The organism is Mycolicibacterium sp. HS_4_1 (assembly GCF_054515875.1).
In genome coordinates, this window is sequence record NZ_CM137261.1 from 1578670 (window position 1) to 1604921 (window position 26252).

The window sequence follows — 26252 nt, forward strand, 5'->3', positions numbered from 1 at the left end:
TTTGCTGGCGCCCAGCTCTAAGAAAATGAGACCCAGGCCCAGCAAATGATGCCTCGGTAACTTACCGCCCGTATAGACACACCGACCGTCATTGTCGAGTGTTTTCTGGAACGGGTCTCTTCCTACTCATTAGTAAGGTACGGCACCGTCACGGGCGTGGTCACGATTTGATAACAATACCGCTTTGATCAGCGATGTTGTTACTACTCGACCGTAACCAGCCGCCAACAGGACGTTTGTCCGGTTGGGTATGGGCGGTCCGATGACGCGGTGTTACCCAGGCGGGTGGTTACCCATCCGTAGAACTCGTTGGTAACTATTTCCGGCAGAAAATTGCCGCGAATCTTATGACACTCTTAGTGCAGTCGGCCCGGCTCATTTGGCACCGAAGACATCGGTCGCTACGCGCAGCACGGGCCTGACGCGATCCGACGTCGCATCGCGTTGCCCCAGGGCCGACTACCAAGACCAAGCACCTGACCGGTTCGCGCGGCAACGACGAGAGGGACGCATGACGATCAACGAGCAGCGCAATGTGACCAGTGGCAACACCGAGGCGGTGGCGGCGAGTGCGCACGCTCTCGTGGATCTGCTCAATGCCGGCGAGCCCTATGCCGTCGCGTTCGGCGGCCAGGGTGCCTCGTGGCTGGAGAATCTCGAAGAGTTGGTCAGCTCGGCCGGTATCGAGTCGGAGCTCAGCGAGATCGTCGGCGAAGCGGCTCTGCTGCTCGAGCCGGTAGCGCGCGAGCTCGTCGTCGTCCGGCCCATCGGCTTCGAGCCCATGCAGTGGGTGCGCGCCCTCGCCGCCGACGAGCCGCTGCCGTCGGCCAAGCAGCTGACCACCGCCGCCATCTCCGGCCCCGGCATCCTGCTGGCCCAGATGGCCGCCATCCGCGCCGTCCAGCGCCAGGGCCTGGACCTGGCCGGCACCCCGCCGGTCGCGGTCGCCGGCCACTCTCAGGGCATCATCGCCGCCGAGGCGCTCAAGGCGAACGGCACCCGCGACGCCGAGCTCCTCGCGCTCCTCCAGCTCATCGGCGCCGCCGGCTCGCTCGTGTCGCGCCGTCGCGGCATGGTCGGCCGTGGCGACAAGTCGCCGATGGTCTCGGTCACCAACGTCGACCCCGAGCGCATCGCCGAGCTGCTCGAAGACTTCTCCAAGGACGTGCGCACGGTGCTGCCGCCGGTCCTGTCCATCCGCAACGGCCGCCGCAGCGTCGTCATCACCGGCACCCCGGAGCAGCTGGCCCGCTTCGAGCTGTACTGCAGCAAGATCACCGAGAAGGACGAGGCCGAGCGCAAGAACAAGCTGCGCGGCGGCGCCGTCTTCAGTCCGGTGTTCCAGGGTGTGCAGGTCGAGGTCGGCTTCCACACCCCGCGTCTGGCCGACGGCATCGAGGTCGTCGACCGCTGGGCCGCCAAGTGCGGCATCGACACCGAGCTGGCCCACGCGATGACCGAGGCCATCTTCGTCAAGCCCATCGACTGGGTCGCCGAGGTCGAGCGCATGCACGACGCCGGTGCCCGCTGGATCATCGACCTCGGCCCGAGCGACACCGTCACCCGCCTCACCTCGCCGATCATCCGCGGCCTCGGCGTGGGCATCGTGCCCGCCGCCACCCGCGCCGGCCAGCGTTCGCTGTTCACCGTCGGCGCCGCCCCGGTCGTGCAGCCCGCGTGGTCCAGCTTCGCGCCGACCGCCGTCGAGCTGCCGAACGGCGACGTCAAGCTGTCCACCAAGTTCACCCGCCTGACCGGCCGTTCGCCGATCCTGCTGGCGGGCATGACCCCGACCACCGTCGACGCCAAGATCGTCGCCGCGGCCGCCAACGCCGGCCACTGGGCCGAGCTGGCCGGTGGTGGTCAGGTCACCGAAGAGATCTTCGAGAACCGCGTCGAGGAGCTGACCCAGCTCCTCGAGCCGGGCCGCGCCATCCAGTTCAACTCGCTGTTCCTGGACCCGTACCTGTGGAAGCTGCAGCTGGGCGGCAAGCGCATCGTGCAGAAGGCCCGTCAGTCGGGTGCCCCGATCGACGGCGTCATCGTCACCGCCGGTATCCCCGAGCTCGAAGAAGCCGTCGCGCTGATCGAGGAACTGCACGAAATCGGCATCACCAACGTGGTGTTCAAGCCGGGCACCGTGGACCAGATCAAGTCGGTCATCAAGATCGCCGAAGAGGTCCCCGACCGGGAGATCATCGTCCACGTCGAGGGCGGCCGCGCCGGTGGCCACCACTCGTGGGAAGACCTCGACGACCTGCTCGTCAGCACCTACTCGGACCTGCGCAAGCAGGCCAACCTGACCATCTGCGTCGGTGGTGGCATCGGCACGCCCGAGCGCGCCGCCGAGTACCTGTCCGGCCGCTGGGCCGAGACCTACGGCTTCCCGCTGATGCCGGTCGACGGCATCCTGGTCGGCACCGCCGCCATGGCCACACTCGAGGCCACCACCTCGCCCCAGGTCAAGCAGCTGCTGGTCGACACCAAGGGCACCGACCACTGGGTCGGCGCCGGTAAGGCCCAGGGCGGCATGGCATCCGGCCGCAGCCAGCTGGGCGCCGACATCCACGAGATCGACAACGCCGCGTCGCGTTGCGGCCGCCTGCTCGACGAGGTCGCCGGTGACGCCGACGCCGTCGCCGAGCGCCGCGACGAGATCATCGCCGCCATGGCCAACACCGCCAAGCCGTACTTCGGTGACGTCGCGGACATGACCTACCAGCAGTGGCTGCAGCGCTACGTCGAGCTCGCGATCGGCGACGGCAGCAGCACCGCCGACACCAAGCGCGACCACTCGCCGTGGCTCGACGTCACCTGGCGCGACCGCTTCGAGGAGATGCTGCAGCGCGCCGAGGCCCGCCTGAACCCCGCCGACTCCGGCCGCATCGACACCCTCTTCCCGGCTACCGCCGAAGGCGAAGCGCTGCTCGAAGATCCGCAGCGCGCCATCGCCGAGCTGCTGGCCCGGTACCCCGAGGCCGCGACCCTGCGCCTGCACCCGGCGGACATCCCGTTCTTCATCACCCTGTGCAAGACGCTGGGCAAGCCCGTCAACTTCGTCCCGGTCATCGACAAGGACGTGCGCCGCTGGTGGCGCAGCGACTCGCTGTGGCAGGCACACGACGCCCGTTACGACGCCGACCAGGTTTGCGTCATCCCCGGCACCGCCGCCGTCGCCGGCATCACCCGCGTCGACGAGCCCGTCGGTGAGCTGCTGGACCGCTTCGAGCAGGCCGCCATCGATGAGGTGCTGGCCGCCGGTGTCAAGCCGGTTCCGGTCGTGTCCCGCCGGCAGGCCCGCGCCGACGTCACCGGCCCGCTGGCCGTGGTCCTGGACTCGCCCGACGTGCTGTGGGCCGGCCGCACCGCCATCAACCCGGTGCACCGCATCGGCGCGCCGAGCGAGTGGCAGGTCAACGAAAACCGTTCGGCCACACACCCTTCCACCGGTTCCCGGCTGGAGCTCGATGGTGACTCCGTGGTGCTGAACGTGCCGCTGTCCGACATCTGGATCGCGATCCGCTTCACCCTGCCGGCCGCCACCGTCAACGGCGGCATGCCCGTCGTCACCACCGAGGACGCCTCGGCCGCGATGCGCGCCGTGCTCGCCATCGCCGCGGGCGCCGACGGCGTCGACGCCCTGCCGGTCGTCACCGACAACGTCGCGACCGTCACCGCCGATTGGGACCCGGAAGAGGTCGCCGACCACACCGGCGTCACCGCTACCTTCGGCGCACCGCTGGCGCCGGGCCTGACCCTGGTGCCCGACGCCCTCGTCGGCAGCTGCTGGCCGGCCGTGTTCTCGGTCATCGGCGCTGCCGTAACCGACGACGGCATCCCGGTCGTCGAAGGTCTGCTGAGCCTGGTCCACCTGGACCACGCCGCGCACCTGCTGGCCCCGATGCCCACAGAGCGGGCCGAATTGACCGTCACCGCAACGGCTTCCGCCGCGTACGACACCGAGGTCGGCCGCGTGGTCCCGGTCTCCGTCAGCATCGCCGACGCCGACGGCACCGAACTGGCCCGCCTGGAAGAGCGCTTCGCCATCCGTGGCCGCAGCGGTGCTGCCGAGTTGACCGACCCCGCCCGGGCCGGCGGTGCCATCACCGACAACGCCACCGAGACCCCGCGTCGTCGTCGCCGCGACGTCACCGTCACCGCGCCGGTCGACATGAGCGCCTTCGCCGTGGTGTCGGGCGACCACAACCCGATCCACACCGACCGGGCCGCCGCCCTGCTGGCCGGCCTGAAATCGCCCATCGTGCACGGCATGTGGCTGTCCGCCGCCGCGCAGCACGTGGTCACCGCCACCGACGGCCGCGCCACCCCGCCGGCCCGCCTGGTCGGCTGGACGTCGCGCTTCCTCGGCATGGTCATGCCGGGCGACGAGATCGACTTCCGCGTCGACCGCGTCGGCATCGACCGCGGCGCCGAGATCATCGAGGTCACCGCGAAGGTCGGTGGCGAACTGGTGATGGCCGCTTCGGCCCAATTGGCCGCTCCCAAAACGGTTTACGCGTTCCCGGGCCAGGGCATCCAGCACAAGGGCATGGGCATGGAGGTCCGTGCCCGCTCCAAGGCCGCCCGCAAGGTCTGGGACAAGGCCGACACGTTCACCCGCGACGTCCTCGGCTTCTCCGTGCTGCACCTGGTGCGGGACAACCCGACCAGCATCATCGCCAGCGGCGTGCACTATCACCACCCGGACGGCGTGCTGTTCCTGACGCAGTTCACCCAGGTGGCCATGGCCACCGTCGCGGCCGCCCAGGTGGCCGAGATGCGCGAGCAGGGTGCCTTCGTCGAAGGTGCCATCGCCTGCGGCCACTCCGTCGGTGAGTACACCGCGCTGGCCTGCGTGTCCGGTGTGTACGAGCTCGAGGCGCTGCTGGAGGTGGTGTTCCACCGCGGCAGCAAGATGCACGACATCGTCCCGCGTGACGCCAAGGGCCGGTCCGACTACCGCCTGGCCGCCATCCGGCCGTCGCAGATCGATCTCGAAGACGACGAGGTCACCGACTTCGTCGCACGGATCGCCGAAGAGACCGGCGAATTCCTGCAGATCGTGAACTTCAACCTGCGCGGTTCGCAGTACGCCATCGCCGGTACCGTCCGCGGCCTCGAGGCCCTGGAAGCCGAGATCGAGCGTCGTCGCGAAATCACCGGTGGCAAGCGGTCGTTCATCCTGGTGCCCGGCATCGACGTGCCGTTCCACTCCGAGGTGCTGCGGGTCGGTGTCAACGACTTCCGCCGTGCGCTCGATCGCGTCATGCCGCACGGGCAGGACCCGGAGCTGCTGGTCGGCAAGTACATCCCGAACCTGGTGCCGCGCCCGTTCACCCTGGACAAGGACTTCATCCAGGAGATCCGCGACCTGGTGCCGGCCGAGCCGCTCGACGAGATCCTCGCCGACTACGACACCTGGCGCCGGGACAACCCGTCCGAGCTGATGCGCAAGACCGTCATCGAACTGCTGGCCTGGCAGTTCGCCAGCCCGGTGCGCTGGATTGAGACGCAGGACCTGCTGTTCATCGAGGAAGCCGCCGGCGGCCTCGGGGTCGAGCGGTTCGTCGAGGTCGGCGTGAAGACCATGCCGACCGTCGCCGGCCTGGCCAGCAACACGCTGAAGCTCCCGGAGTACTCGCACAACACCACCGAGGTGCTCAACGTCGAGCGCGACGCCGCGGTGCTGTTCGCGACCGACACCGACCCGGTGGAGGACGACTCCCCGGCGCCGGCCCCCGCCGCTGAGGAGGCACCGGCGGAAGCTGTTGCGGCAGCACCGGTTCCGGCCGTCGCCCCCGCGGCTCCGGCCGGCGGCCCGCGCCCCGACGACATCGTCTACAACGCCGCCGACGCCACCATGGCGCTCATCGCGCTGTCGGCGAAGATGCGCATCGACCAGATCGAGCCGCTGGACTCCATCGAGTCGATCACCGACGGTGCGTCGTCGCGACGCAACCAGCTGCTCGTCGACCTGGGTTCAGAGCTGAACCTCGGCGCCATCGACGGTGCCGCGGAAGCGGACCTGGCCGGTCTGAAGGGACAGGTCACCAAGCTGGCCCGTACCTACAAGCCGTTCGGTCCCGTCCTCTCCGACGCGATCAACGACCAGCTGCGCACGGTGCTCGGACCCTCGGGCAAGCGTCCGGCGTACATCGCCGAGCGCGTCAGCAAGGCCTGGGAACTGGGCCCCGGCTGGGCCAAGCACGTCACCGCCGAGGTGGCGCTGGGCACCCGTGAGGGCAGCAGCGTCCGTGGCGGCGACATGGGCGGCCTGCACACCGGTGCACTGGCCGATGCCAACGCCGTCGACAAGGTCATCGACGCCGCGGTCACCGCGGTCGGTGCTCGTAAGGGCATCGCCGTGGCGCTGCCGTCCGCCGGTGGTGCCGGTGGCGGCGTGGTCGATTCGGCCGCGCTCAACGAGTTCGCCGAGAAGGTCACCGGCCCCAACGGCGTGCTGGCCGGGGCCGCCCGGTTGATCCTTGGTGAGCTGGGTCTGCAGGCGCCGGTCTCGGTGCCCGACGCCACCGACTCCGAGCTGATCGACCTCGTGACCGCCGAATTGGGTTCGGACTGGCCGCGTTTGGTGGCACCGTCGTTCGACGGCCGCAAGGCTGTGTTGTTCGACGACCGCTGGGCCAGCGCCCGTGAGGACCTGGCACGCATCTGGCTGCTCGAAGAGGACGACGTCAACCGCGACTGGGCGAAGCTCTCCGAGAGCTTCGAAGGTGCCGGACATGTCGTGGCCACGCAGGCCAGCTGGTGGCAGGGCAAGGCGCTCGCTGCCGGCCGCACCCTCCACGCTGCGCTGTACGGCCGCGCGGCCGCCGGTGCGGAGAACCCGGAGAAGGGCCGTTACGCGGGCGAGGTCGCGGTCGTCACGGGTGCCTCCAAGGGCTCGATCGCCTCGGCCGTGGTGGGCCAGCTGCTCGCCGGTGGTGCCACGGTTATCGCGACCACGTCCAAGCTGGACGACGACCGGTTGGCGTTCTACCGGACGCTCTACCGTGACAATGCCCGCTTCGGCGCCCAGCTGTGGGTCGTGCCGGCAAACATGGCCTCCTACAACGACATTGACGCACTGGTCGAGTGGGTCGGTACCGAGCAGGTCGAGAACCTGGGCCCCAAGGCCATCCACCTCAAGGACGCGCAGACCCCGACGCTGCTGTTCCCGTTCGCCGCGCCACGCGTCGCCGGGGACCTGTCGGAAGCCGGCGCCCGCGCGGAGATGGAGATGAAGGTGCTGCTGTGGGCCGTGCAACGGCTCATCGGTGGGCTCTCGCACATCGGTTCCGACCGCGACATCGCCTCGCGCCTGCACGTGGTGCTGCCCGGCTCGCCGAACCGCGGCATGTTCGGTGGCGACGGTGCCTACGGCGAGTCGAAGGCTGCGCTCGACGCGGTCGTCGCCCGCTGGAAGGCGGAAACCTCATGGTCGCAGCGAGTTTCGCTGGCGCATGCCTTGATCGGCTGGACCAAGGGCACCGGCCTGATGGGCCACAACGACGCCATCGTGGGCGCCGTCGAAGAGGCTGGTGTCGTCACGTACACCACCGACGAGATGGCCTCCATGCTGCTGAACCTGTGCAGCATCGACGCCAAGGTGTCGGCCGCCCGTGAGCCCATCCAGGTCGACCTGACCGGGGGCCTCGGCGACATCGAGCTCGACATGGCCGAGCTGGCCGCCAAGGCTCGTGAGGAGATGGTGGCCGAGGCCGCTGTGGACGAGGAGGACCTCGAAGGCACCATCTCGGCGCTGCCGTCGCCGCCGCGGGGCTACCAGGCCGCGCCGGCGCCGGAGTGGGCCGACCTGGACATCGACCCGGCCGACATGGTCGTGCTGGTGTCCGGTGCCGAACTCGGCCCGTACGGTTCGTCGCGCACCCGTTTCGAGATGGAGGTCTCCGGCGAGCTGTCGGCCGCGGGCGTCCTGGAGCTGGCCTGGACCACTGGTCTGGTCAAGTGGGAAGACGACCCGAAGCCGGGTTGGTACGACACCAACACCGGTGAGCTGGTCGACGAGTCCGAGCTGGTCGAGCGCTACCACGACGTCGTGCTGGAGCGCGTCGGCATCCGCGAGTGGGTGGACGACGGCGCACTCGGCACCGATCACGCTTCGCCGCTGCTGGTTTCGGTGTTCCTCGACAAGGACTTCTCCTTCGTCGTGTCCGCCGAGGCCGACGCCCGGGCGTTCCACCAGTTCGATCCGGAGCACACCGTCATCGCGCCGGTGCCGGACAGCAGCGACTGGCAGGTCACCCGCAAGGCCGGCACGGAAATCCGTGTGCCGCGCAAGGTCGAGCTGTCGCGGACCGTCGGTGCCCAGGTGCCGACCGGCTTCGACCCGCAGGTCTACGGCGTCACGCCGGACATGGCCAGCTCGATCGACCGCCTGGCGCTGTGGAACCTGGTCACCACCGTGGACGCGTTCCTGTCGGCCGGTTTCTCGCCGGAAGAGCTGATGCGCTGGGTGCACCCGAGCCTCGTGGCGTCCACGCAGGGCACCGGTATGGGCGGCATGACCTCGATGCAGACCATGTACCACGGCAACCTGCTGGGCCGGAACAAGCCGAACGACATCCTGCAGGAAGTGCTTCCGAACGTCTTCGCCGGTCACGTCGTGCAGTCGTACATCGGTAGCTACGGCGCGATGATCCACCCGGTCGGCGCGTGCGCCACCGCGGCGGTGTCGGTCGAAGAAGGTGTCGACAAGATCCGTTTGGGCAAGGCCGAATTCGTGGTCGCCGGTGGTTATGACGACCTGACGCTGGAAGCCATCATCGGCTTCGGCGACATGTCGGCCACCGCCGAGACCGCGATGATGCGGGCCCGGGGCATCAGCGACTCGAAGTTCTCGCGCGCCAACGACCGTCGTCGTCTCGGCTTCGTCGAAGGCCAGGGCGGTGGCACCGTCCTGCTGGCCCGTGGTGACCTCGCGGTGAAGATGGGTCTGCCCATCCAGGCCGTCGTCGCCTACGTGTCGTCGTTCGCTGACGGTGTGCACACCTCGATCCCGGCTCCGGGTCTGGGTGCGCTGGGTGCCGGCCGCGGTGGCCGCCAGTCCCAGCTGGTGCGCGACCTCGCCAAGCTGGGCGTCACCCCCGATGACATCGCGGTGATCTCCAAGCACGACACCTCGACACTGGCCAACGACCCCAACGAGACCGAGCTACACGAGCGGCTCGCCGCTTCGATGGGCCGGTCCCCGGGCAACCCGTTGTTCATCGTCAGCCAGAAGAGCCTGACCGGACACAGCAAGGGCGGCGCCGCGGCGTTCCAGATGCTGGGCCTGTGCCAGATTCTGCGCGACGGCGTCATCCCGCCGAACCGCAGCCTGGACTGCGTCGACGAAGAGCTGTCCAACGCACAGCACTTCGTGTGGGTCCGCGAGGCACTGAAGTTCGGCGACCGCCTGCCGATCAAGGCCGGTCTGGTGACCAGCCTGGGCTTCGGTCACGTGTCGGGCCTCGTCGCTCTGGTACACCCGCAGGCGCTGGTGGCGGCCCTCGATCCGGCAGAGCGCGAGGACTACCTGCGCCGTGCCGGTGAGCGGGTCCTGGCCGGTCAGCACCGGCTTGCGTCGGCCATCGCCGGTGGGCGTGCGCTGTACGAGAAGCCGGCCGACCGTCGCTTCAACCACGATGCGCCGGAGAAGCGTCAGGAAGCCGACATGCTGCTCGACGCCGATGCGCGCCTGGGCGAAGACGGCTGGTACGCCCGGTCGTGAGCCGCCCAGCGAGTAGCGGAGCGGATCGCGCGTGAGCCATCGCGCAGGGCGCGGATCCGACCGGCTAGGTTGTTGCCCATGAGCATCCTGGGCGTGGGCATCGACCTGGTCTCGATTCCGGATTTCGCCGAGCAGGTCGACCAGCCGGGCACCGTCTTCGCGGAGACGTTCACCCCAGGTGAACGCCGTGACGCCGCCGACAAGAGTTCGTCGGCGGCACGGCACCTGGCGGCCCGCTGGGCGGCCAAAGAGGCCGTGATCAAGGCGTGGTCGGGCTCGCGGTTCTCGAAGCGTCCGGTGCTGCCCGAGGGCATCCACCGCGACATCGAGGTCGTCACCGACATGTGGGGCCGGCCCAAGGTGCGGTTGTCCGGCGAGATCGCCGAGCACCTCAAGGGCGTGGCCATCCATGTGTCGCTGACCCACGAAGGCGACACCGCCGCCGCCGTTGCGGTCCTCGAGCAGGACTAGCCCCGCTTTCCCGCGAGCGTCCGTGTCTGCCCGCGGACACGCCGCTCGCGGTGGGTATTTTCAGATCCCTCGCGGGGTACGAGCGTGCGTGAAATGCTCGCTGGGCGTGGCGTGTTGCGCGCAGACACGCACGCTCGCGAGGGATTAACCTGGGCCGCATGAGTGATCTCGTCGCCGCTGTCCGTGAGGTGCTGCCGTCGGTACGCGCCGACCTGGAGGAGCTCGTCCGCATCCAGTCGGTATGGGCAGACCCGGCCCGGCATGCCGAGGTGCACCGCAGCGCGGCGCTGACCGCAAAGCTGTTGTCCGACGCGGGCTTCGGCGAGGTGCACATCGTCCAGGAGGGCGGCGCCCCGGCGGTGATCGCCCGCCATCCGGCGCCCGAGGGTGCCCCGACTGTGCTGCTGTACGCGCACCACGACGTGCAGCCCGAGGGCGATGTCGCGCAGTGGGAGTCAGATCCCTTCGAACCGACCGAGCGGGGCGGGCGGCTCTATGGCCGCGGCAGCGCCGACGACAAGGCCGGCATCGCCGTGCACCTGGCTGCCATGCGGGCGCACGGCGGCAATCCGCCCGTCGGCGTGACGGTTTTCGTTGAGGGCGAAGAGGAATCGGGCTCGCCGTCGCTGGGCGCGCTCTTGAGCGCGCACAAGGAACTGCTGGCCGCCGACGTCATCGTGATTGCCGATTCGGACAACTGGAGCACCGAGATTCCGGCGCTGACGGTGTCATTGCGCGGCCTGGCCGACTGCGTGGTCGAGGTGGCGACGCTGGACCACGGCCTGCACTCCGGGCTGTGGGGCGGCGTGGTGCCCGACGCGCTGAGCGCTCTCGTGCGGCTGTTGGCAACGTTGCACGACGACGACGGCAACGTCGCGGTCGAGGGCCTCTACGAGGGCACCGCGGCCGACGTCGACCGGGGTCCGGAGTGGGTGGCCGCCGAGACCGGAATGCTCGACGGCGTGCAGCAGATTGGTTCTGGCTCTGTGGTGCAACGACTTTGGGCCAAGCCTGCGATCACCGTGATCGGCATCGACACCACGTCGATCGCCAAGGCGTCGAATACGCTGATTCCGCGGGCACGGGCCAAGGTCAGCATGCGGGTCGCTCCCGGCGGGGACGCCCTGGCTCATCTGGCGGCCCTGACCAAGCATCTGCAGAGCCACGCGCCCTGGGGCGCGCGCGTCACGGTCACGCCCGGCGACGTCGGGCAGCCGTACGCCATCGACGCCAGTGGCCCGGTGTACGACGCGGCGCGCTCGGCATTCACGCACGCCTGGGGCACCGCGCCGGTCGACATGGGCATGGGTGGTTCGATCCCGTTCATCGCCGAATTCGCCGAGACCTTCCCGGACGCAACGATTTTGGTGACCGGCGTCGAGGATCCCGGCACGCAGGCGCACAGCATCAACGAGAGCCTGCACCTGGGAGTGCTGGAGAAGGCGGCGATCTCCGAGGCATTGCTGCTCGGTGCGCTCGTGTGCTAGGGCATTACCGGACCGGCGGTATGGCGGCCGTCGTCGTGCCGGTGTCGTCTCGCGCTGCGAATGTGCGCCGACGTCACGGCTCCAGCCAGCTTCGCAGGCTGTGTGCACATTCGACGCGAGTCTTTTTGCGGCATCTTCGATCTGGAGCTGTCAGCACCGGCTGACAATGTCCGGGTTTGCGACAGGTCTGGATCGAAGACGTTGGGTACGCGTGTTCAGAACGACTCGGGATCGGCCTGAACCGACTCGGGCACCGGGTGCTGATAGAGCCGTGAGGCGTTCTCCCAGGTGATCTTTCGGATGACATCGGCGGGCAGGTCGCCGATCTCCTCGTGGATGGTGGCCTGAGTGTGCGGCCAGGTCGAATCGCAGTGCGGGTAGTCGGCCTCGAGCATGATGTTGTCGACACCGATGCGGTCACGCTGCACGAACGACGACTGGTCTTCCACCGCGCAGAACCAGAAGTTGCGGGTGAAAACCTCGGCCGGCGTGAGCTTCTCGCCCAGCCGGTCCCAGGTGCCGTACATCGAGTGATAACTGAGCATGTGGTCCAGCCGGTCCAGCAGTCCGGCGACCCAGCCGATGCCGCCCTCGGACAGGCAGATCTTGAGGTCCGGAAACCGGCTGGGCAGACCGGAGTACAGCCAGTCCACCGCCGCTGAGATCGCGTAGGCGAAGAACAGGACGCCCTGCACGTCCGGCGGCGCATCGGGGGTGGTGGAGGGGGAGGACCCCGACGACCCGATGTGCAGGTTGACGACCGTGCCGGTCTCGGCGCAGGCCGCCATCATCGGATCCCAGTACCCCGAGTGGATGGTTGGCAGCCCCAGCATCGCCGGGTTCTCACTGAAAGTCATGGCATGGAAACCACGTTCGGCGTTCTCATGGATCATCGTGGCGCCCACCTCGGGGTCCAGCAGCCACGGCAGCTGGCAGGGGATGATCCGGTCCGGGTACGAGCCGGCCCAAACGTCGAAGTGCCAGTCGTTCCAGGCCCGCACCGAGGCCATCGCCAGGTCGCGGTCGGTGGTGACCTGCTGCAGTCGCTGGCCGGCGAAACCGGGCAGGAACGACGGGAAGTTCAGCGAGGCGTACACCCCGTTGAGGTCCATGTCCCGCACGCGTTCGTGGATATCCCAAGCACCCCGCCGCATTTCGTCGAATCGGACCGGCTCGAAGCCATACTCCGACACCGGCCGGCCGACGACGGCGTTGAACCCGACGTTCGGTAGCTCTTTGCCGTCGTACACCCACGTCTGGCCGCCGTTGTCGGTGTCGACAACCTGCGGCGCCCGGTCGGCGAACTTGCTCGGCAGCCGTCCGGTAAAGGTATCGGGCGGCTCGACGATGTGGTCGTCCACCGAGATCACGGTGTAACGGCGGGGGGCGCGCGACGGGTCGGGCAGCAGCGTGACGGTGCGGTCCGCACCGGTCTTCGCGACGGTGAAGTCGAGGTTGGCGGCCAGATCGTCGATGGATTCCATTTCGTACCAACGCCTTTACTGCAGAACGGACGGGTCGGATTTGATGGTCATGCGGGCCGCGCCGGCCCAGTACACGTCGGCCGCGCGCTCGATCAGGGAGGCCTTCATGCCGACCATGTCGGACCATTTCATCTCGGTCGGCGTGAAGTTGGTCAGCAGCACGTCGTAGGCCAGCTTGCAGACCCGCTCGATCGAAGCGGCCCGGTACACCGCCTCGGCCAGATTGCGGCCGGTGGCGATGACACCGTGGTTGGCCAGGATGGTCAGGTTCGCGGTTCCGATACGGGCGGCCAATTCGGCTGCGCGCGAAGGGCTGTCGACCTCACCGTCGTACTCGTGGACCAGGCAGAGGTCGTCGAGGAACAGCGATCCGGTCTGGTGCACCAACTCCGGCAGCCGGCCCAGCGCCGCGAGCACGCACACGTAGTAGGGGTGGTTGTGGATCACCACGCGCGCATCCGGGCGGGCGCGGTGCAGCTCGGTGTGGATGTGGATGGCCGGGGTGACGTCCCAGCGGCCGCGCTGCACGCGGGCGTCCTCGTCGACCACACAGATGTCCGAGGCTGTGACCTCCTGCCACCACAGACCCCACGGGTTGACGTACATGTCGGTCCGGCCGTCGAGCTGCCAGGTGATGTGCCCGGCCAGGTTTTCGGCGAAGCCGATGCCCGCAAGGTGGCGGAAGGCGACGGCCATGGCCTGTTCGTCGGTGAGGTCGACACCGATCGGTGGCGTCACCGACGGTGCCCAGACTTCGAGGCCGCCGCGGCGGGGAGCTGTTGTGCTCCGTGCGTGCGTGGGGACCGTTTCGCTCCGCGCGTGCGCGGGTTCAGCTGCGGTCATGTCCGTCTCCCATCCGGGCGCGAATATCTTTGCGCAGTTGACCTTTGGCGACCTTGCCGCCCGAGGAACGGGGCAGCTCCTCGACGATGATCAACCGTTCGGGCAGTAGTTCTTTCGACACGTCCTGGGCCAGCAGATGCGTGCACAGCTCGTCCAGTTCCAGCGCCGCCGAGTCGATCGATTCCACGTAGACGCAGACCTTTTCGCCGAATACCGGATCAGGCATCGCCACCGCGGCGGCAAGGCCGACCGCCGGATGCGTCATGACAACGTCCTCGACCTGCGCGGCGCTGATGTTCTTGCCGCCGCGCACGATGAAGTCGGACGTGCGACCCGTCACCCGCAGGTAGCCGTCGGCATCGATCTCGCAGATGTCGCCCATCCGCATCCAGCCGTCGGCGGTGAACAGCTTGTCGTGGTCGGTGCCGCCCAGGTAGCCGAGACTCGTTGCCGGACCGCGGCAGGCGGGCTGTCCCCGGCCGGTGTCGGTGACGTCGGTGTCCCCGTCGAACAGGCGGACGGCCATGTCCGCGACGACCCGGCCTCCCGTGCGCAGCCGGTGTTCGAGCGAATCGTGCACCGTGGTGCCGCTGAGCAGGCCCGTCTCGTTGGAGCCGTAGAACTGCAGAAGCGTTGCGCCGGTCAACTTCTCGAACTCGTGGGCGGGCCGGTAGGGCAGGGCCTCGCCACCGGTGAACACCACCCGCAGCGAGCTCAGGTCGTATTCGCGAGCGACCGGGTCCGCCATGACCATGGTCAATTGGGTGCTGACACAACACAACACGGTGACTTTGTGTTGCTCGATGGCCGCACATGCGGCCGCGACGGTGAAGCGGTCCAGCAGCACGTTGGTGGTGCCCAGGTGGATCGGCGTGATGTGGGTGGTCCACAGACCGAAACCGAACGGGGTCGGGATGACGGGCAGGAACACGTCGCCCGAGGTGAGCAGTCCGTTGGCGACAGCCTGCTGGTGGAAGTAATGCCAACGGTTCTGCGTGTGCACGACGCATTTGGGCAGTCCGGTGGTCCCTGACGTCGAGTTGATGAGGAAGACGTCGTCGGGACCGAGCTGGGTATCGGGGCTCAGCTGCGCGGGGTCATTGCCCACGGACAACTCGTCCAGGGTCAGGAGAGGGCAGCCGATGGCGGTGGCCACGATCCGGGCTTGATCCTGGCGCGGGGGATCGGTGATCAGCAGCTGTGGCTGCGCGCCCTGCAGAATCGCCTTCACCTCGCGGATGCCCGCGCGTGCGCCGACGCCGACCACCACCGCGCCGCACCGCTCGATCGCGACGAACAGCACGTGGATTGCCGTGGTGTCGCCGTGCCACACCGCGATCCGGTCCCCAGGGCGGACACCCGCGCCCGTCAGCTGGCCGGCCAAAGAGGTTGCTGCGCCATCGAATTCGCGCCAGGTCAGCGACCGACTCGGATAGTCCACATAGGCGGTGCGGTCGGGGATGCGTATTGCGTTGGAGCGCAAGGCGTCCGAGATCGTAACGTCGGTCCACCAGCCGTTGGCATAGAAGCGCGCCACGTCCTCGGCGGTGAATGCGGGCGATCGTGTGACTGCCGTGGTTTCCATGGTCGTCGCCTTCGCCGGCCGCATCTTCAAATCATATGAAAATAAGAGTGTGCGTTGTCAAGGATTCACGAAGATCGGGTGCGCGTGCGCACCATGGCGGGGTCGACTACCCCGGCCGACCCCGGGTAGTGCTGGGCGTCGAGGAGGTGTGTGGCGGCCAATTCGCGTGCGCGGTCGGCCTCACCGGCCTCGATGGCGTCGATCAGCGTGCTGTGCTCCTCCAGCGCGGCCCGGCGCTCGTCGACGGGGATGCTGCCGTGGTCGGTGAACTGCCGCGACCAGCTCAGCTCGTGCGATGACCACAGCGCCTCCAGCGCCCCGGCGAGGATGATCATCGTTTCGTTGCCGCAGTACTGCACCAGCGCCTCGTGAAACCGTCGGCTGGCGGACGTCGCCAGAACCAGGTCTTCGACCGATTGGACCGACTCGGCGTGAATCTGCCGAAGTATCGGCACCACGGCGGTCTTGCGGTCGATGCGCTGGGCGCACAGGGCCGCGCAGGCCGGTTCCACCTGCTGCAAGGCGGCGCCGACGTCGCCCAGGCTCACCTGGTTCGCGCCCAGTACCAAGCCCATCGTGTACGCCACATTGCTCGCACTGGGACGGTGGACCACCGAGCCACCGAGCTTGCCGCGCCGGACGCTGAGTAGCCCTTCGGCGTCCAGGATGCGGATGGCCTCGCGCAGCGAGGGCTTGCTGATCGGAAACTGGACCAGCAACTCGTCTTCTGTGGGCAGCACGCTGCCGTCGGCGAGGTCGCCGCTGAGGATGCGCCGGCGTAACTCGTCGGCCACCTGTTCCGCGAGGCGGCGAAAACGGACGTCAGGCGCGGCCACGGGTCGAGTGTGCCAGAGAGGGGCGGCAGAGTAGCCGAAGTCGGCGCCCGGCCGATCCGGTGTGGCCCGGGGGCACGAAACGTCGTCCCCCGGGCGCCGGAGTTCTACTCGTCGTCGTCCTCGTCGTCTTCGTCCTCGTCGAAGTCCAGATCGAGCGGATCTTCACTGTGGGGGTCCACGGAGTACTGCTGCCAGTAGGACGGGCTGAAGTAGATGGTGTCCGAATGGTCGGCGTCGTCGCCGATCTGGACCCAGAGAATCTGGTCCTGCACGCCATGGCTCAGCGCCTGGGGGTATTGGATGCTGCTGTCGACGGTGCGGATGTGAATGTTGTATGCCACGTCAAAAGTCTTGCACCTGAACTTATCTGCGGCTGTTCGCGGGACGCCGGCAAAGACAACGATTGGCCGAATGGCCACGCAGCTGTCACGCGTGGTTGGGCGGGCCGCTAGACGGTTCCTCGCTCGGGGATCGCCGAGCCAGGAACCGTCGATGGTGCCGGGTGGCTTAGACGGACAGGTCCCGGCGCAGCTTCGCCACGTGGCCCGTCGCCTTGACGTTGTACTGCGCGACCTCGATGTTGCCCTTCTCATCGATGAGGAACGTCGAGCGGATGACGCCCTGCACTGTCTTGCCGTACATCGTCTTCTCGCCGAACGCGCCGTAGGCGGTGAGCACCTTGCGGTCGGGATCAGACAGCAGCGGGAACGTCAGGCCCTCGTTGTCGCGGAACTTCGCGAGCTTCTCCGGCTTGTCGGGGGAGATGCCGATGACATCGAGTCCGGCCTCGTTGAGCTCGGCCAGGCTGTCGCGGAAATCGCAGGCCTGCTTGGTGCAGCCCGGTGTCGAGGCTGCGGGGTAGAAGTAGACGATGACCTTGCGGCCCTTGTAGTCCGACAGCTTCACCGTGTTTCCGTCGGCGTCGGGCAGGCTGAATGCGGGGGCTTTGGCGCCCACTTCGAGTCGCGGTGTCGGTGCCACCGGGGTGTCCCTTCTGTCGGCCAAGCGTTGCTGTTACGGCAAGCTGCTCTAGGGTAGAGCGCCAAGGAGCAACGCGAGCTGGAGGGCTGAAGTGGCTGACCGGAATCCTGACGAGATCAAGCAGGAAATCGATCGTGCACGCGATCAGTTGGCGTTGACGGTTGACGCCCTCGCAGAGCGGGCAAATCCCCAGCGGCTGGCGGACGACGCCAAGGCCAAGGCCATTGAGATCGCTTCCAAGCCGGCGGTGATCGCAACGTTCGCCGGGCTCGGCGTTGTCGTACTGGTGGTGGTTATCCGCAAAATCCGCGGATAACTCGACTCTTCTAGTTCCCTCGACGCGGCGTCAGCCAGCCTGGCAGCCAGCTGCGGGGCGGATTCGCCACCCGGCCCAGCCGGGTGCAGTTATGGACGATGAACAGGGTGTCGTCGGCTGCTGTCACAACGTCGGCGTTGGGCGCTGCGTAGGCGGCACCGGCAATGGGTGTCATCAGCTAACCCCCTCCAAGCGTCGTCATCTATATTTCTACACCATCACGCACGGTTTCAGCTAACTTTATTTCTGCGTGACGCGTCACAAAGTTGCAGGTCCATCAGATTTTTGGCGATAGGTGAACGTGGGCCGCTATTGACGGGGTAGTTGCTATGTCGCGTTGCTGCGAGTGTGTGCCGGCAATGCTGGAGTGACGGATGGGTGCGGCCCTCCCGGCGGTGTTCGGCTGTTGGAGCGGATGGAGATGTCGGGGTGTGACGTTGGCTACAGCTCGGTCCGGTTGTGTGGCGGTTGCAGACTTCGACGCACTGCTCATACCCGCGGTGACGACGCAAGAAATGGCGCTGACCATACGATTTCACCCTGCGGCCATCGGACTGTTAATGTCTCTCTCGCGCGCCGTTAGCTCAGTTGGTAGAGCAGCTGACTCTTAATCAGCGGGTCCGGGGTTCGAAACCCTGACGGCGCACTCCAGATACGACAGCCCCCTCCTTCGGGAGGGGGCTGTCGTCGTTTTGCGCCAAGAGGTTGACCAACGTGGTTGGTCAACTTAGTTTGGTGACATGGCGCAGGTGGTGAAAGTGCAGGAAGCGAAGACGCGATTGTCGGCCTTGCTGGCCGAAGTCGAATCTGGCTCCGAGATCGTGATCGCCCGGGGCGACGTCCCTGTGGCCCGTCTGGTGCCGATCGCGAAGCCTGGGCCGCGTGCGATGGGGTTTGTCGCCTATCGCGTCCCGGCGACGTTCTTCGATCCGCTGCCGGAGGAAGAGCTCGCGACGTGGGAGAGCTGAAAGACGGCTACCTTCTCGATACCCACGTGCTGCTCTGGTTGCTGACCGAACCTGCCCGGTTGTCTGACGCGGCCCAACGGCTCCTGAGTGATGCGGCAAATCGACTGCACGTCTCGGCGGCGTCCGCGTGGGAAATCGCCACCAAGTGCCGGCTGGGGAGGCTGCCACTCGCGGACAGCATCACGATGAACTTCGAGCAGCACCTGCGGCGGGCCGCCGTCGAAACCATTGACATCTCGACGGACCACGCGATCCTCGGCGGGGCCATCGGCTGGGCGCACCGTGACCCGTTCGATCGGGTGATCGCAGCCACCGCGATGGTCGAGGGGATTGCGCTCGTCTCGTCCGATCCCGTGTTCGGCGGCTTGAATGGCCTGCGGGTCATCTGGTGAAAACCCAAGTGGCGGAACATCATTACCTATGACGTAATCGACTTGCCGCGCCGGCGTGGCCAAGCTTGGAGCTGACCAACCGACAGAAAGAGGTCAGCATGAACGACATCGTCACCGCCTACCTGAAGACGTGGAACGCCACCGACCCAGCCGAGCGGAACGCCCTACTCGGCGATCACTGGGCGCCGGAGGCGACGTACACGGACCCGATGGCCGACGTGGGTGGTCGCGACGCCATCTCCGGGGTCATCGGTGCGGTGCACTCCCAGTTCCCTGGATTCGTCTTCTCACTCGTCAGCGGACCGGACAGCCACCACAACCAGGCCCGCTTTCAGTGGGGGCTGGGGCCGGCCGGGGAGCAACCGCCGATCGTCGGCTTCGACGTTTTGGCGACCGACGCCGACGGCCGAATCCGGTCGGTGCACGGCTTCCTGGACCAGGTGCCTGGCTGAACCTAGGCCTCGGGCGTTCGGAACGTGGCCAGTTGAGCGGTCGCCAGCGCCTGTTCGGCGTCGTACTGCTCGAACGTGCTCACCACACTGAAGCCGAGGCGCTCGGCCAGCAGCAGTGAGGCGCGGTTGGCGGTCTGGGTGACGATCACGACAGGTTGGTCGTCCAGTTCGTCGGCCGCGTACTGCAGCAACAGTCGCGCAGCTTCGCTCGCATAACCCCGGCCCCACGCGTGCGGCCGAAAGACATAGCTCAGCTCGAGCTCGTCGCCACCGGGGTGCAGATGGCCGGGAACGTCGTTGCGGCGGCGGCCGAGCGTCACAGTCCCCAGCATTTCGTCGGAATCCCCGGCCGCCACGATGTAGCAGCTGGGGGCTTCCAATGGTGTTGCCGCCCCTACGGATTCGATCACGGCGCGAACCTCGTCGACGGGCCGCGGGCCACCCAGGTACCGCCGCACCCGTTCGTCGGTCTGGGTTTCGATCAGGCCCTCGGCGTCGTCGTCGCGCGCTTTACGGAGGCGGACGCGGGGCCCGTCGAGACGGACTGCTCGCAACTCGATCACGTCACCCACGCTCACCACTGTGCCAGCGGGCTGGGTGTGGCCTGGAAAACAAACATCGCCTCACCCGCATGCGGGTGAGGCGATGTTCTACCTCGGGGTGGCTGACGGGACTCGAACCCGCGACACCCAGGATCACAACCTGGTGCTCTACCAGCTGAACTACAGCCACCATTGCTGCGAGCCTCTCGGCGTTAGCAGCGTCGTAGATATTAGCCGTTTCGGCCCGCTAAGCCGAATCGGTTACCGTCGCGTTGTTCGTCGGCGGGCCCAGCTCGCCCGCGACAGCCGCGATTTCGCTGGTAGACGGGCCGGGTGCGGGCACGAACGCGGTGCCGCGGTAGTACTTCAACTCGCGGATGGACTCGTGGATATCGGCCAGCGCGCGGTGCGCGAGCCCCTTGTCCGGCTGCCCGAAATAGATTCGCGGGTACCAGCGGCGGCACAGTTCTTTGATCGAGCTGACGTCGATCATCCGGTAGTGCAGGAAATCGTCGAGGCGGGGCATGTCCCGGGCGATGAAGCCGCGGTCGGTGGCAATCGAGTTACCGGCCAGGGGAGCGGTTTTCGCCTGTCCGATGTGGCTGCGGATGTAGTCCAGCACCATCTGCTCGGCGTCTTCGAGGGTGACCGTGGAGGTCCGCACCTCCTCGATCAGGCCCGAGCGGGTGTGCATCTTCATCACGATGTCGGCCATGCCGTCCAGTGCGGCGTCGTCGGTGTTGATCACCACGTCCACCCCGTCGCCCAGCACGTTCAGGTCGCTGTCGGTGACCAATGCCGCGATCTCGATGAGTCGGTCGGACTTGAGATCCAGTCCCGTCATCTCGCAGTCGATCCATACCAGTTCGTCACGCACGGTGTTCCAGACTATTCGCAGGCCGATCACGGGGTGTCCACACCCGGGCACCAGTGACCTGACGAAGTAGGGTCAGGCGCATGACGACCGAATCGAGTGCATCCCCCGCGCAGCAGATCGCCGCTGGTTACGCCGTCACCGGCCAGGCGCTGAACCTGGGCGCGGTCGTCGTCGACGGAGCTGTCGATGCCGGCGCTCAGGTCAAGATTCCGCTGGCCACCATCAACCGGCACGGCCTGATCGCCGGCGCGACCGGTACCGGTAAGACCAAGACGCTGCAGGTGATCGCCGAGCAGCTGTCGACGGCCGGGGTGCCCGTCGTGATGGCCGACGTCAAGGGCGATCTGTCGGGGCTCGCGCAGCCCGGCGCGGCGGGCGACAAGACCGCTCAGCGCGCCACCGACACCGGCGACGACTGGGCGCCGACCGCGTTTCCCGTCGAGTTCCTGTCCCTGGGAACCACCGGTGTGGGCGTTCCGGTGCGGGCGACCGTCACCAGCTTCGGGCCCATCCTGCTGTCGAAGGTGTTGGGGCTCAACCAGACTCAGGAGTCGACGCTCGGTCTGATCTTCCACTGGGCGGACCAGAAGGGTCTGCTACTCGATGACCTGAAGGATCTGCGCGGCGTCATCCAGTTCTTGACCAGTGATGACGGTAAAGAGGAGCTCAAGGCGCTCGGCGCGGTGTCGCCGGCCACGGCAGGCGTGATCCTGCGTGCGCTGATCAACCTGGAGGCCGAGGGCGGAGACACTTTCTTCGGATTGCCCGAGCTCAAGCCCGAGGACCTGATGCGGCTGGACCCACAGGGCCGCGGCATCATCACGCTGCTGGAGCTGGGCAGCCAGGCCGCGCGGCCGGTGCTGTTCTCGACGTTCCTCATGTGGGTTCTGGCCGACCTTTTCACCACGCTGCCGGAGATCGGTGACGCGGACAAGCCGAAGCTGGTCTTCTTCTTCGACGAGGCGCACCTGCTGTTCGCCGACGCGTCCAAGGCGTTCCTGGACCAGGTCGAGCAGACCGTCAAGCTGATCCGTTCGAAGGGCGTCGGCGTCTTCTTCTGCACCCAGCTGCCGACCGACATTCCCAACGACGTGCTCAGCCAGCTGGGTGCCCGTGTCCAGCACGCGATCCGTGCCTTCACACCCGATGACCAGAAGGCCTTGAGCAAAACGGTCCGGACGTACCCGAAGTCGTCCGTCTACGACCTGGAGTCGGCGCTCACGTCGCTCGGGATCGGCGAGGCCGTCGTCACGGTGTTGTCGGAGGTGGGTGCGCCGACGCCGGTGGCATGGACGCGGCTGCGCGCCCCGCGGTCGCTCATGGGCACCATCGGCCCTGACGCCATTGTTGCCGCGGCCAAGGCCAGCGCGTTGCAAGCGACCTATGGGCCGACAGTCGACCGCGACTCGGCCTACGAGCGGCTGTCTGCGCCGCCGGCCCCGGCCGGTGCACCGCCTGCCGCCCCGGACACCGCGCCCGCGCCCACACCGGCCGAAGAGCCCGATCTCACGGCGTCCGGCCGCGTCGAAGTCGAGGCCGAAGGCCCCGGCGTGGTGGCCGAAGTCCTGCAGAGCCCGGCGTTCAAGAGTTTCCTGCGCTCGGCGGCGACCGTGGCAGGCCGCGAGATCACCCGCAGCCTGTTCGGCACGGCCCGCCGCAGGTAGGTCGTCCGGTCCTACGACCCGCCGAGCTTCTTGTAGACCGCGCCGACGATCGGCGCGACGATCGCGCGCGGGGCGTAGCCGCTGGCGGTCGACATGGCCTTGGAGGTGATGCCGGGCACGACCCGCATCTTGTTGCGCTCCAGGCCGTCCAGCGAAATCCGGGCGGTGTATTCGGTGTCGATCCAGAGGAAGTCGGGGATCAGCCGCTCGACCAGTGACTGCTCGGACGGGTCGGGCAGCTCGGTGCGCACCGGTCCGGGCGCCAGCAGCGTGACGTTGATGCCGTGCGGCTTGAGTTCGCCGCGCAGTGATTCGCTGAACGTGTTGGCGAACGCCTTGGACGCGGCGTAGGTCGCGTTGTTCGGGATGGGTGAGTTGCCCGCGGCCGAACCGGAGATCAGGATGCCGCCGCCGCGGCGCGAGATCATGCCGGGCAGGACGGCCAGCACGAGGTCGTGCACGCCCTGGACGTTCAGTTGGACCTGGGCCTTCTCGCCCTCGGCGGGCAGGTCGGCGACGGCGCCGAATGTCGCGGTGCCGGCGTTGGCACACAGGATCGAGATGTTGCGCTGCGCCAGTTCCTCGCAGAGCTTGTCGCGGTCGGCCGGGTCGGTCAGGTCGCAGGCCCGCACCTCGACGGTGACGCCGTACTTGTCGGTGATGCGCCCCGCGACCTCGGCCAGCACGTCACCGCGGCGGGCCGTGATGATCAGGTTGTGGCCGCGCGCCGCGAGTTCGGTGGCCAGCGCTTCACCGATGTTCTGAGAGGCGCCGGTGACGACGGCGCGGGCGTCGGGACTGGGAGCGGGTACAGGCATGGGGCCAATCGTAAGGACCAATAGAGTGAGCGCATGAGCGAGGCTTGCCGAGCGAATCGACGGGCCCCGAGCAGCCCCGCGGCGGGGCTCCCACCCGTCGACCGGGGTCGCGTCGCCGCCTGGGCGCTGTGGGACAGCGGCGCCACGGGCGTGAACGCGATCGTGGCGACATTCGGATTCAACATTTACCTCATCTCCGAGGTCGGCAAAGGGCTGCCGGGCTCGACGACGCCGGAGAGCTGGCTCGGGCGCGCCGTGCTCGTGGCCGGTATCGCGGTGGCGCTGTTGGCCCCGGTGACGGGCGTGATGGTCGACGCCGCGTACCGGCGGCGCCGTGCCCTCGCCGCGCTGACGGGCGCGGTGGTGGTGCTGACGGCGTCGATGACGTTCATCAAGCCCGACTACCACTACCTGTGGATCGGCCTGGCGCTTTTGGCCGCCACGGCGGCGTGCATGGATCTGGCAACCGTCCCGTACAACGCGATGTTGCGTCAGATGTCGACTCCGATGACCTCGGGCCGCATCTCTGGATTCGGCTTGGCGGCAGGGTTTTTCGGCAGCGTCGTGCTGCTGCTCCTGGTTTTCGTGGGGTTCAAGTCCGGCAGCGGCGACACGCTCGGCCTGCTGGGTATCCCGAACTCGGACGGCAAGCCGGACCGGTACGCGGTCTTGGTGGCGGCGGCGTGGTTCACCCTCTTCGCGCTGCCGTTGCTGCTCACGGTGAAGTCGCCGCCGCACGACGGCAGTCCGGCCGTGGGGTTCCTCGGTGCCTATCGCAGGTTGTGGACCGAGGTGGTCGGGGAGTGGCGACGCGACCGCAACGTCGTCTACTACCTGATCTCCAGCGCCGTCTTCCGCGACGGCCTGACGGGCATCTCGATCTTCGGCCCGGTGGTGGGGGTCAGCGTCTACGGCCTGGCGCCGACGAGTGTGCCGCTGTTCGGGGCCGGCGCGTTCACCATCGCGGCGCTCGGTGCGGCGCTCGGCGGGTTGCTCGACGACCGGATCGGTTCCAAGCGTGTGATCGTGGGCTCGCTGACCGCGATGGTGGCCGTGGGCACGACCCTGATGTTCCTGTCGGGCCCGTTGGCGTTCTGGATCTGCGGTCTGACGCTGTGCCTGTTCGTCGGCCCCACCCAGTCGGCGTCGCGGAACCTGATGCTCCGCATCGCGGCGGACGGCAAGGAGGGTGTGGCCTTCGGGTTGTACACCACCACGGGCCGGGCAGCGCACATCCTGTCGCCGTGGTTGTTCTCGATGTTCATCGACATCTTCGCCACGACCCGCGCGGGCCTCGGTGGTCTGTGCACCGTCCTGGGGATCGGACTGGTGGGGATGCTGCTGGTGAAGGTGCCGGCCCGGCGCTAGTGCCCGCGGCCGCGCCTGCCTGACTGCCGGCACACCGTGAGGCCGGCGCCTTCCCGCTGCTGAATCTGGGTGCCGTCGATCGAGATGATGCAGGCGATGCCGCGTCCCGCGTTGACGATGCTGACGCTGGCCGAGCGCGCCGCCGGCCGGCCCAGCTGAACCTCCTTGGTCCACGGCAGGGGCACGTTGAACTCCGTCTGCAGCACGCCGCCGGTGTCGACGTAGGTGATGCTCACGGCGCGGCCGTTGCCGATCACCGAGTACAGGACCGCTTCGGTGTCACCGCTTTCCGGATCCGAGGGCGCCGCCGCGGCGGGGGGACTGACGGCTTCGCTGGGCTCGCCGCTTTCGGGCGTCGTGGTGGTCGTCACAGTCGTCGACGACGACATCGGATCCTGCGTCGGCGCCGGCAGCGGCGGCGGTGCGACAAGGGTTTGTTGCTCGGAACTGTCGACGATGACCATGGCGATCACCATGCAGAGCGCCAGGATCAGCACCGCTCCGGCCAGCGGGAACAGCCACTTGTGGCGGCGGACCTTCGGTGGTGCGGCGACACCGTAGGGATCGGTGAAGGCGTCGGTCTGGTAGCCGGCCGTCGGCATGGCCGGGAGTTTTCTGGTGGCGTCCAGCCCGTCGTCGCGCGATCCGGTCATGCCCACCTCATGTTTGCAGGGTACCTGCGGCGCGCGGCGGACCGTGGGGACGTTGCGGCGGGGCGGGTCAGCGGTGCGGGGCCAGTGCCGCGAGCGTCATGGCGCGCAGCACGGCGCGCGAGGATTCCTCCTGCTTGCGGGCACCGCCCGCGCTGACACTATGCGGGGTCGAGTTCAGGAGCCCGAATGCGGCGTGCGCCATGGTGCGGGCGTCGGCTTCGCTGCGCGACGGGTCGAGCCGGCGCAGCACGTCGACCCAGATTTCGACGTACTGGCGCTGCGACCGGCGCACCTGCCGCTTGGCGGCGTCGGGGAGGTTGTTCAGGTCGCGGTCCTGAATCCGGATCAGGTCCGATTCGCCCAGCGCGAAGTCGAGGTGGAACTCGATGAGTCCGTCGAGCGCTTCAGCAGGGTCGTCGGTGCCGGCGACGACGGCGCGTCCGCCGTCATGCAGCCGGGCGCTGATACTGACCAGCAACTCGACCAAAAGCGCTTCCTTGTTGGGGAAGTGGCGGTAGATCGCGGGCCCACTGATACCGGCCGCGGAGCCGATGTCCTCGAGGCGGACCGCCAGATAGCCACGCTCGGCGATGAGCCGCCCGGCGGCGGCGACCAGTTGGCTGCGGCGGTCGGATTTGGCTCGGCTGCGCGGGGTTTCGGCGTCGGCAGGTGCGGGATGCGTGGCCGCGGTGGCGCGTGCCTCTGATGCCGCCATTGACACCTCCAACCCGGTCTGGACAACTCAGTTAATGAAGACTAACATCGCGTTCGGTTATTCGCCATTA

At 67.8% G+C, this 26252-nt stretch carries 21 protein-coding genes and 2 tRNA genes; 10 read left to right on the forward strand and 13 right to left on the reverse strand.

The window, feature by feature from the left end; translation table 11 throughout:
• Window positions 1–511 precede the first annotated feature (511 nt).
• The 3 genes from ACX12F_RS07540 (at window position 512) to ACX12F_RS07550 (ending at window position 11688) form a co-directional block, all read left to right on the forward strand.
• Entirely contained in the window at window positions 512–9730 is a 9219-nt protein-coding gene (locus ACX12F_RS07540; RefSeq protein WP_459368987.1) for a fatty acid synthase subunit beta domain-containing protein, read from the forward strand.
• A gap of 78 nt (window positions 9731–9808) precedes the next feature.
• A complete protein-coding gene (gene acpS, locus ACX12F_RS07545) occupies window positions 9809–10201 on the forward strand; it encodes a holo-ACP synthase AcpS (RefSeq protein WP_020102278.1) in 393 nt (130 codons plus the stop codon).
• Between the two features lie 158 nt (window positions 10202–10359).
• Window positions 10360–11688 carry a dipeptidase gene (locus ACX12F_RS07550; RefSeq protein ID WP_459368988.1) on the forward strand — a complete coding sequence of 443 codons (1329 nt, stop codon included), beginning with the start codon at window positions 10360–10362 and terminating at the stop codon, window positions 11686–11688.
• A gap of 215 nt (window positions 11689–11903) precedes the next feature.
• Here the strand turns inward: ACX12F_RS07550 and ACX12F_RS07555 are convergent, their stop codons facing one another.
• From ACX12F_RS07555 to bcp, 6 genes are all read right to left on the reverse strand, one after another.
• A complete protein-coding gene (locus tag ACX12F_RS07555; protein ID WP_459368989.1) occupies window positions 11904–13172 on the reverse strand; it encodes an amidohydrolase family protein in 1269 nt (422 codons plus the stop codon).
• A gap of 15 nt (window positions 13173–13187) precedes the next feature.
• Window positions 13188–13910, reverse strand: a complete 723-nt coding sequence (locus ACX12F_RS07560) for a class II aldolase/adducin family protein (protein WP_459370271.1) — start codon at window positions 13908–13910, stop codon at window positions 13188–13190.
• A 91-nt stretch (window positions 13911–14001) separates the two neighbouring features.
• The gene (locus tag ACX12F_RS07565; protein WP_459368990.1) at window positions 14002–15624 is read right to left on the reverse strand and encodes a class I adenylate-forming enzyme family protein; all 1623 of its coding nucleotides are present in this window, start codon (window positions 15622–15624) and stop codon (window positions 14002–14004) included.
• 41 nt (window positions 15625–15665) lie between these two features.
• Window positions 15666–16436, reverse strand: coding sequence for a FadR/GntR family transcriptional regulator (locus tag ACX12F_RS07570; RefSeq protein ID WP_459368991.1), 771 nt, complete (start codon window positions 16434–16436; stop codon window positions 15666–15668).
• 104 nt (window positions 16437–16540) lie between these two features.
• The gene (locus tag ACX12F_RS07575; RefSeq protein ID WP_459368992.1) at window positions 16541–16777 is read right to left on the reverse strand and encodes a hypothetical protein; all 237 of its coding nucleotides are present in this window, start codon (window positions 16775–16777) and stop codon (window positions 16541–16543) included.
• 166 nt (window positions 16778–16943) lie between these two features.
• Window positions 16944–17417 (reverse strand): thioredoxin-dependent thiol peroxidase, encoded by a 474-nt coding sequence (bcp, locus tag ACX12F_RS07580; RefSeq protein ID WP_459368993.1) that lies wholly within the window; start codon window positions 17415–17417, stop codon window positions 16944–16946.
• 91 nt (window positions 17418–17508) lie between these two features.
• Here bcp and ACX12F_RS07585 point away from each other — a divergent pair, with 91 nt between their 5' ends.
• On the forward strand, window positions 17509–17733 hold the full coding sequence (locus ACX12F_RS07585) for a DUF3618 domain-containing protein (RefSeq protein ID WP_459368994.1): 225 nt from the start codon (window positions 17509–17511) through the stop codon (window positions 17731–17733).
• A 10-nt stretch (window positions 17734–17743) separates the two neighbouring features.
• Here the strand turns inward: ACX12F_RS07585 and ACX12F_RS07590 are convergent, their stop codons facing one another.
• Window positions 17744–17908: a hypothetical protein gene (locus tag ACX12F_RS07590; RefSeq protein WP_459368995.1), complete on the reverse strand. Its 165-nt coding sequence runs from the start codon at window positions 17906–17908 to the stop codon at window positions 17744–17746.
• A gap of 398 nt (window positions 17909–18306) precedes the next feature.
• Between ACX12F_RS07590 and ACX12F_RS07595 the strand changes: the two genes are divergently transcribed.
• From ACX12F_RS07595 to ACX12F_RS07610, 4 genes are all read left to right on the forward strand, one after another.
• Window positions 18307–18379 (forward strand) — tRNA-Lys (locus tag ACX12F_RS07595).
• Between the two features lie 94 nt (window positions 18380–18473).
• Complete coding sequence (locus ACX12F_RS07600; RefSeq protein ID WP_459368996.1) at window positions 18474–18701, forward strand: type II toxin-antitoxin system Phd/YefM family antitoxin; 228 nt, start codon at window positions 18474–18476, stop codon at window positions 18699–18701.
• Window positions 18689–19093 carry a type II toxin-antitoxin system VapC family toxin gene (locus tag ACX12F_RS07605; RefSeq protein WP_459368997.1) on the forward strand — a complete coding sequence of 135 codons (405 nt, stop codon included), beginning with the start codon at window positions 18689–18691 and terminating at the stop codon, window positions 19091–19093. The genes ACX12F_RS07600 and ACX12F_RS07605 overlap by 13 nt, the downstream gene beginning before the upstream one ends.
• A 98-nt stretch (window positions 19094–19191) precedes the next feature.
• Complete coding sequence (locus tag ACX12F_RS07610) at window positions 19192–19545, forward strand: nuclear transport factor 2 family protein (RefSeq protein WP_459368998.1); 354 nt, start codon at window positions 19192–19194, stop codon at window positions 19543–19545.
• 2 nt (window positions 19546–19547) lie between these two features.
• Here the strand turns inward: ACX12F_RS07610 and ACX12F_RS07615 are convergent, their stop codons facing one another.
• The 3 genes from ACX12F_RS07615 to orn all read right to left on the reverse strand — a co-directional run bounded on the left by ACX12F_RS07615 (window position 19548) and on the right by orn (window position 20964).
• Window positions 19548–20117: a GNAT family N-acetyltransferase gene (locus ACX12F_RS07615; protein ID WP_459368999.1), complete on the reverse strand. Its 570-nt coding sequence runs from the start codon at window positions 20115–20117 to the stop codon at window positions 19548–19550.
• Window positions 20118–20204: 87 nt separating this feature from the next.
• Window positions 20205–20277, reverse strand: a tRNA-His gene (locus ACX12F_RS07620).
• Between the two features lie 57 nt (window positions 20278–20334).
• A complete protein-coding gene (gene orn, locus ACX12F_RS07625) occupies window positions 20335–20964 on the reverse strand; it encodes an oligoribonuclease (RefSeq protein ID WP_459369000.1) in 630 nt (209 codons plus the stop codon).
• A gap of 80 nt (window positions 20965–21044) precedes the next feature.
• On the opposite strand from orn, the gene ACX12F_RS07630 reads away from it, so the two are divergent.
• The gene (locus ACX12F_RS07630; RefSeq protein WP_459369001.1) at window positions 21045–22628 is read left to right on the forward strand and encodes a helicase HerA-like domain-containing protein; all 1584 of its coding nucleotides are present in this window, start codon (window positions 21045–21047) and stop codon (window positions 22626–22628) included.
• 11 nt (window positions 22629–22639) lie between these two features.
• On the opposite strand, the gene cmrA is transcribed toward ACX12F_RS07630, so the two are convergent.
• The gene (gene cmrA, locus ACX12F_RS07635; RefSeq protein WP_459369002.1) at window positions 22640–23446 is read right to left on the reverse strand and encodes a mycolate reductase; all 807 of its coding nucleotides are present in this window, start codon (window positions 23444–23446) and stop codon (window positions 22640–22642) included.
• Between the two features lie 33 nt (window positions 23447–23479).
• Here cmrA and ACX12F_RS07640 point away from each other — a divergent pair, with 33 nt between their 5' ends.
• A complete protein-coding gene (locus ACX12F_RS07640) occupies window positions 23480–24814 on the forward strand; it encodes an MFS transporter (RefSeq protein WP_459369003.1) in 1335 nt (444 codons plus the stop codon).
• Here ACX12F_RS07640 and ACX12F_RS07645 read toward each other — a convergent pair.
• Together ACX12F_RS07645 and ACX12F_RS07650 are read right to left on the reverse strand one after the other, a co-directional pair.
• Entirely contained in the window at window positions 24811–25467 is a 657-nt protein-coding gene (locus tag ACX12F_RS07645; protein ID WP_459369004.1) for an MmpS family transport accessory protein, read from the reverse strand. The genes ACX12F_RS07640 and ACX12F_RS07645 overlap by 4 nt on opposite strands.
• Before the next feature lie 67 nt (window positions 25468–25534).
• Complete coding sequence (locus ACX12F_RS07650) at window positions 25535–26182, reverse strand: SACE_7040 family transcriptional regulator (protein WP_459369005.1); 648 nt, start codon at window positions 26180–26182, stop codon at window positions 25535–25537.
• Between the last annotated feature and the right edge of the window lie 70 nt (window positions 26183–26252).